The organism is Microcoleus sp., assembly GCF_049646505.1.
Taxonomy (GTDB): Bacteria; Cyanobacteriota; Cyanobacteriia; order Cyanobacteriales; family Microcoleaceae; genus Microcoleus.
The window spans coordinates 1-8,064 of the sequence record NZ_JBARVX010000513.1; the positions used below are offsets into that span (position 1 = coordinate 1).

An 8,064-nucleotide genomic window follows, 5' to 3' on the forward strand; every position below is an offset into this window, starting at 1 on the left:
ATGCCCTATGCCCTATCCCGCACAGTACCTCATCTTTCGCTTGAAAGGCTATATATCTATATCTAAAAGAACTTAAAACTAAACAATTTACGCTTTTACCGCTAGAGTGTACAAAAGAATAACCAATTTTTAGATCGGTCTCATGTCTAATTCAAAAATGATTGGCAAAGCGATCGCAACTGGCATTTGCTTCGGCATCCTCGCCAGCTTCAACGCTTCACCGGGCCCGGCATCCGCAGCAGAACCAACAATTGGCGAAGTAGCCGCCCCGGCCGCTAGCAACATCGACCAGCAACTCCTAGGTCAATGGCAAGGTACAGTCCCATCCGGTCAGTCTTTCACCTTCGTCTTCGCCCCAGAAGGCAAATTATTTCTCATGGCTAAAGGCCCCGACGGAGCCGCCCGCGCCAAAGAAATGAGGTACAAAGTGAATCTCGGTCAACAACCAATGCACCTGGATGTCGGCCTCAGCAGCACAGAAACGGTTGAAACTATTTTTGAGCTGACTCCCGAAGGTCAAATGCGCCTTCAGTTGCAAGGCACCAATCCCGGACAGGCGAGACCTAATTCCTTAAACGAGCAAGCAACCGTGTTTAAAAAGGTCTCCGAGGCCACTGCACTGCCTGCAGACACTCAAGTCATCGGTTATTGAGAAAATTCCTCTCTGTCAGAAGGCACTTAAGTAGTTCCGACTTGTCAGTTTTGAGTTCGATCGCAGTTTTTCATTCTATGAAATATAGTAGGGACACGGCACTGCCCTGTCCCTCCTACCCAAGCATCTATATTTCACTCATCAGCGCGAAAATCGCCATTAGTTAAAAAATTTCTAATTTAAAAATTCAGACTTTCCCCCTGCCTTCTGCCTTGAGCGAGCCCTGCTACAATCCACATAATCTCCATTTAACTTTTGCCGTAGATATCCATGAGTGAAACCGTCCTCGAAGTTCGCAACCTGCGGGTTGAATTTCCATCTGCGGACGCAGGCGATGCGTCTGCAACAGTCAAAGCTGTTGACGGCGTTTCGTTTGAGGTCAAGCGAGGGCAAACTCTGGGAATTGTGGGAGAATCGGGGTCGGGAAAATCCGTAACATCCCTGGCCGTGATGAATTTGCTGTCGAGTTCCTCAACAAATATCGAGGGCGAAATTTGGTTCTATCCGACCAAAGACGGCGCTAGCAAAGGATCTGTAAATCTGTTGGCCATGCCGGACAGGGAAAAACAAACCTACCGGGGCAGCCAGATTGCGACGATTTTTCAAGAGCCGATGAGTTCGCTAAATCCTGTTTATACGATCGGATTTCAACTCACAGAAGCCATTTGTCTGCACCAAAAGGTGTCGCAGACAGAAGCGCGGCGCCAAGCTGCTTCTCTGCTGCAAGAGGTGAAGCTGCTAGCGGGAGACGAAGAACTCCGGCAGCGGTGTTTGGGGCAGCAAGAAGCTGTTGGGGAGAACGATCGCGATTTGATGCAGCTCATCAACGGCCAAAAACAAGCTATGCTCGATCGCTACCCCCACGAACTCTCCGGCGGTCAAATCCAGCGCGTGATGATTGCAATGGCCATTTCCTGCAATCCAACATTATTAATTGCTGACGAACCGACAACGGCTTTAGACGTAACAGTCCAAGCCACAATCTTAGCTTTGCTGCGCGAGTTGCGCGACTCTAGAGGCATGGCAATGATTTTTATTACCCACGATTTGGCTGTCATTGCTGAAATTGCCGATACGGTGGCGGTGATGTACCGAGGCAAAATTGTTGAGTGCGCTGCGATCGAACAAATTTTCAGCAATCCCCAACATCCTTACACAAAAGGTCTGTTAGCTTGCCGCCCAACTCTCGATCGGCAAAGGCGCCGCTTGCCGACAGTTTCCGATTTTATGGATGTCAGCACAAATGCCAGCGGCGAATTGATAATTGTCGAGAAAAATATCGATTTAGACGGCGACAGCAGCGGCGGACTTTCCGCTTTTGCCACCGGAAAACCGCCCAGGCTGCCGAATATTTCCCAGCCTTTGTTAGCTGTTAATAATTTGCGAGTCGGTTTTCCCGTGCAGGGAATGTTTGGCGAAACTAAACGTTTATTTATGGCGGTAAACGATATTTCTTTTGAGGTTTACCCGGGCGAGACTTTGGGTTTGGTGGGCGAATCTGGCTGCGGAAAATCAACTTTAGCAAGAGCTTTGTTGCAATTAATTCCGATCGCCAGCGGTAAAGTATTTTTTGAAGGTCAAGAAATTACTCCTCCGGCGAAAAGTAGTGCCAGAGGGCAGTGGATCGCTAATTATCAAAGAAAAAAAGAGTACGATCGCAAATTGCGGTGGCTGCGGCGCGATTTGCAAATTATTTTTCAAGACCCTTTTAGTTCTCTCGATCCGCGCCTGAGTGTTGGGGCGGCGGTGATGGAACCGATGGTGATTCACCGCTTTGGCAAGAACCAGAAAGAACAGCGCGATCGCGCGGCTTATTTGTTGGATAGAGTGGGTTTGAATCCCGATATTATGCGGCGCTACCCCCACGAGTTTTCTGGCGGACAGCGGCAGCGAGTTTGTATTGCTAGAGCTTTGGCTTTGAATCCAAAGTTTATTATTTGCGATGAGTCGGTTTCTGCTTTAGATGTGTCGGTACAGGCGCAAGTTTTAAATTTGCTGAAGGAGTTGCAAACAGAGTTTGGACTGACTTATATTTTTATTTCTCACGATTTGAGCGTGGTTAAGTTTATGAGCGATCGCGCGATCGTCATGAACAAAGGTAAAATCGAGGAAATGGGTACAGCCGATCGCATTTACCGCCAACCGCAACAAGCTTATACCAAGCAACTTATCGCTGCTATTCCGGCGGGGAATTTGGAACGCATTCGCCAACAGCAATTAGGCCGCGAAGCAGCAGACAAGAGTGCCAAATCTGCGATCGAAAGGCAAGCCGCAGATTAAGGCAGATTTACACAAATTAACGCAGATTCTTTCAATATCTGCCCGCGATTGGCAATTTTATCTGGAATTGCTCGCCCGCGTACCTCGATAAGATTTGGTTCGTAGTGCGTCCTAGTGTCCGCTTTCGTTCTGCGGACACTGACTGATACCATTTTTCTGACCTATGTGCTACTACCCCCCCCACTCCCCCCCGAAATAAGGGGGGGTTGGGGGGGTAATATCTAGCGCTACTTTATGAAATTGGTATGACGCACTACGAACCCTTTTTGTTTTGGCAATCGACGGGACACGATATCACTTAATAATGCGCTTCTAATTTACTCTAAATAATTAAGTTTTGTTTCGGCACTAGCTAGATTAGGCCAAATGTCCAATGACTGACAGCAATGTTTAGTGCATGATGAGAAATAAACCCTTTAAACCTGTTGAAAAAATTATAAAATGCGTGCCTTAGCTATTATAAATCACTAGCAAATTCCGTAAATATACTGAATTTGCTGGTCGGATTGCTGAGATTTAGGTAATACTTACAACCCACATTCCGCACCCTAGGATGTCATGCAGCACAATTACTCAGAAAAATCGATTTACAGCGTAATAGATTATACCCTTTGAAAGAATTATATCCGTTGGGCTTTCGGTGCAGAAGTATAATTTATAGTTTTATTGCTCGATCGAAACAAGTAAAAACCGATTGTGATAGTTGAGAGTGCGGAATGTGGGCTACAATGGTTGAATTCGCAGTGTTGGAATTTTTTACAGCATTTAAACAGTTTGATTTTAAGTTTTAAACAGCCAATATCCCTCTGAATTTTGGAGTAACAAAATGACTGATTCTGTTCATATCAAAAAAATAAATAATAAATTTTTACACTTTCTGCAAATGCGGTTGAGAGAAATCGCGGCTGCTGAAGTCAACAGAAAACAAAAGACTAAATCCAGAATGCTATATGAAAACAACATCAGCTTAGCGACGATCGCCCGCAGCAGCCAATTTTCAGTTTTGATAGTCGTACTGCTGCTACTAAACGGGTGGCTGGTAGCAAGCGGTGCCTGTGGTTTGTACGATCGCCCGATCGCCCTGGGATTTTTGGCAATAGCAAATATTGTCCTGCTGGCTGCAGCGGCGCGATCGCACGCCTCTGCTGCTAAGAAAAACGATCGCCAATCGGGCAAATCCGACGAGGGCGATCGCTTTTTTAGCCTCTCGCCAGATATGCTGTGCGTCATTGGTTTTGACGGTTATTTCAAACGCATCAACCCAGCAGCAGAAAAAATACTCGGCTATTCCCCAGCAGAAATGGTTGGCCAACTCTTCATTGAATTCGTGCATCCAGACGATCGCCAAGCTACTATCAAAGAAGCTGAAAGCATTGCTGCGGGAAACAGTAGCGTTGGTTTTGAAAACCGCTGGCTGTGTCAAAATGGGTCTTACAAGTGGATAGCCTGGACTGTTAGCCCTGTATGCGAAGAAGAATTGATGTACGCGATCGGCCGCGACGTTACCGATCGCAAACAAGCCCAAGAGTCGATCGAGCAGAGCAATTCTATCTTGCGTTCCGTGATAGAAAGCACCCCGGATATCATTTTTGTCAAGGATATTCAAGGCCGCTACGCGATCGTAAATTCGGTGGCTGCTGACTGGCTGCAAACATCGGCGGATGCAATGCTAGGCCGGGATGATACAAATTTATTTCCCCCAGAAATTGCCCAGGAAATTATCGAAGGAGACCGCAAGACAATTGCATCGGGAGAAAATGTAAGCTATGAAGAACTTGTCCCCAAAAATGGAGAAGTGCGGGCGCTGCTAACAGCGAAATCTCCTTGGCGCGACTCGGAAGGAAATATTATCGGCGTAATTGGCATATCTCGCGACATCACCGATCGCAAAGAAATAGAAGCCGCGCTACTAGAGAGCAACATCCTCTTTGAAAGCGTCATCGAAAGTACAGGTGACAGCATTTTTGTCAAAGACACTCAGGGCCGCCACCTCTTGGTAAATTCTCCAGCGGCGGCCGCTATTGGCTTGCCAAAATCTGAAATTATTGGCAAAAAAGATGCAGAATTATTTGGACCGGAGATTGCAGATATGCTGGTGGAAAATGACCGCCGGATCTGGCAATCTGGGATTGAGGAAACGATCGAGGAAGTAGCAAAAGATAGCGAGGGTAACATCCGAACATTTCTCTCTACCAAAAGTCCTTTGCGCGATCGAGCCGGAAACATCATCGGTGTAGTCGGAGTTGCTCGCGATATTAGCGATCGCAAACAAGCAGAAAAAGCCCTGGAAGAAAGCGAGGAACGCTACCGCTGCTTAATTACAGCCACATCCCAAATTGTTTGGGACACTACAGCCGCCGGCGAAGTTGTCACCGAACAAACAGGATGGAGTGCATTCACCGGAGCGACTTACGACAAAATCAAAGGATGGGGGTGGCTGGATGCTATCCATCCAGACGACAGAGAATATACTGCCAGGATGTGGTCTGATGCACTTGCCAACAGCACCTTATACCAAATAGAACACCGCTTGCTGCGGCACGACGGCGAGTACAGGTACATGAGCGTGCGCGCTGTGCCCCTATTGAACGCAGACGGCAGCGTTCGCCTGTGGGTGGGAACACACTCGGATATTACAGAGAGCAAAATCATAGAACAAGAATTACAGCAGCAAAAAGAATTTTTGGGCAGCATTTACGACGGCGTAGACTACAGCATTTTCGTAGTAGATGTCGGCGAAGACGGAGAATTTCGCTACGTTGGCTGGAATCGAGGAGCAGAGTTACTCAGCGGCATCAGCAGTGAATTCGCGCGCGGCAAAACTCCCGAAGAGATTTTGTCAGAGTCTGCAGCAGCATTTTTCCGGAATAAATTAAGAGAATGTTTGCTAGAAAATAGCTCAGTTTTATACGAACAAGCTGTTAGTTTTGGCACGACAGAAGTGTGGTCTATCACAACTCTGACTCCGCTGCGAGACAAATCTGGCAAAATTTTTCGCATTGTTGGTAGTGCTGTCGAGATTACCGATCGCAAAAAAGCTGAAGCACAATTGCGCGAACAAGAAGAATTTTTAAACAGCATCTATAACGGCTCCAGTCAAGCTGTTTTCGTGGTAGATATCGGCGCAGATAGAGAGTTTCGCTACGCGGGCTGGAATGCTGCAGCAGAAGCCTTTACAGGTATTTTGAGCAATGATGTCAAAGGCAAAACCCCAGAAGAACTTTTTCCCCCGCCAATAGCAGCAGATTTTCGGCAAAGGTGCGTCGATTGTTTGAGGGCCGACAGCTCGATTGCCTACGAAGACAGCGCCGAGATCGAAGGTGCAGAACGTTGGTATATCATAACTCTGACACCGCTGCGGGATGCCTCTGGCAGCATCTACCGCATGATTGGTAATTCGATCGACATTACGGATCGCAAACAAACAGAAGCAGCCCTGCTAGAGAGCCAGCATTTTGTCGAGCGCATTGCTAATGCAACTCCAAATATTCTCTATGTTTACGATGATATCGAGCAGCGAAATGTCTACAGCAACCGCGAACTCACTGACACTCTAGGCTATAGTCTCGAAGAAGTTGCCACAATGGGCAGCAATCTGTTGCAGACCATTATCCACCCTGAAGATTTAGATCGAGTTCCCGAATATTTGCAGCAGTTAGAAAATGCTCCCGACGGCGAGGTTGTTGAGTACGAATATCGGGTGCGCGACTCACAAAATTGTTGGCGCTGGTTAGTCAGTCGCGAAATTGTATTTAGCAGAACAGCAGAGGGAAAAATCCAGCAGCGTCTCGGTGCTGCTACGGATGTTACAGAGCGCAAAAAAGCAGAACAAAGTTTAGCAGAACAATTGACAATTTCTTTATTCACTGCAGATATTGGAATTGCTCTAACTCAAAACCATAGTTTACCTGCAACTTTGCAACAATGCACCGATGCAGTTGTGCGCCATTTGGATGCTGCGCTGGCTCGGATTTGGACGCTGAACGAACAGGAAAATGTCTTAGAAATGCAAGCAAGTTCGGGGATTTATACTCACATTGACGGCGCTCACAGCCGCATTGGTGTCGGTGAATTCAAGGTTGGTTTAATCGCCAGAGAGCGAAAACCTCACATCACTAATTCTGTGGTAACAGATTCCCTAGTCAGCGATAAAGAATGGGCATCGCGAGAAGGAATGGTAGCTTTTGCTGGATATCCGCTAATTGTTGACAATCAGTTGGTTGGAGTAATCGTGATGTTTGCTCGCCAGGAGTTGCAGGAATCAATGCTAATTGCTTTAGCATTGAGTGTTGATGCGATCGCCCTGGGAATCAAGCGCAAACAAACAGAAGAAGCTCTCGCCTCCCAAACACAAACTTTGAGGGGAATTATTGACAACGCTCCGATCTGGGTGTGGATGGCAAATGCTAGCGGGCGGATGTTATTAGTCAACAAAACTTTCTGCGAAGATGTGGCTGTATCCGAAGATCGATTTTTGGCAGCCTCTCACTATTCCGAAGTTTTGGGATTAGAAGCATCTGCTAACTGCATGGCATCTGACGAGCAAGCCTGGAACCAAGATACTCCCTGTCACGCACAAGAAGTCCTGCTGTTTGCTGACGGCGAGTATCACCAGTTGGAGACAATTAAAGCTCAGGTAAAAGATGATTGTGGTAGGGCGATCGGTTTAATCGGTTTGGGTGTGGACGTGACAAAACAAAAAGAAGCTCAAAGACAGTTGCAAGAGTCGGAAGCGAAATTCCGCAAATTAGCGGAGCAGGAAACGCTGCTGAACCAACTAGCTAGCAAGATCCGCCAATCTCTGGATTTAGATACTATTTTAGCAACAACTGTACACCAGATTTGCGAATTGCTGCAACTCGATCGCTGTGTGTTTATTTGGTACGCGATCGAGGCTTCGCAGCCTATTTGGAATCTGGAATACGAGGCAAAAAATGCTGATTTGCCTTCGCTTTTGGGTTCATATCCTGCGGGCGTGACTGGTTCTCACGCCGAGCGGATTGTTAATTTGGAAATCATTCGGATCGATGATTTTGAGACTGTTACCGATCCAGTCGAGCGGGAGTTTTTTACTAATATAGGATTGCACTCTCTGCTAAACATTCCGGTTAAAACATCTGCTGGTAAAATTG

Annotated in this window: 3 protein-coding genes; all 3 read left to right on the top strand. The window is 46.9% G+C overall.

Annotated features, from left to right (window positions below):
- The first annotated feature begins 142 nt into the window (after positions 1–142).
- Positions 143–652 (top strand): hypothetical protein, encoded by a 510-nt coding sequence (locus WBA89_RS24465; RefSeq protein ID WP_424410084.1) that lies wholly within the window; start codon positions 143–145, stop codon positions 650–652.
- A 270-nt stretch (positions 653–922) separates the two neighbouring features.
- Entirely contained in the window at positions 923–2,932 is a 2,010-nt protein-coding gene (locus tag WBA89_RS24470; RefSeq protein WP_424410086.1) for an ABC transporter ATP-binding protein, read from the top strand.
- A gap of 826 nt (positions 2,933–3,758) precedes the next feature.
- Positions 3,759–8,064, top strand: a 4,306-nt coding sequence (locus tag WBA89_RS24475; protein WP_424410088.1) for a PAS domain S-box protein, incomplete at its 3' end; no start/stop codon positions are given.

Coding starts and splice junctions, on each gene's coding strand:
- WBA89_RS24470 (WP_424410086.1), top strand. CDS start 923: ATGAGTGAAACCGTCCTCGAAGTTCGCAACCTGCGGGTTGAATTTCCA.
- WBA89_RS24465 (WP_424410084.1), top strand. CDS start 143: ATGTCTAATTCAAAAATGATTGGCAAAGCGATCGCAACTGGCATTTGC.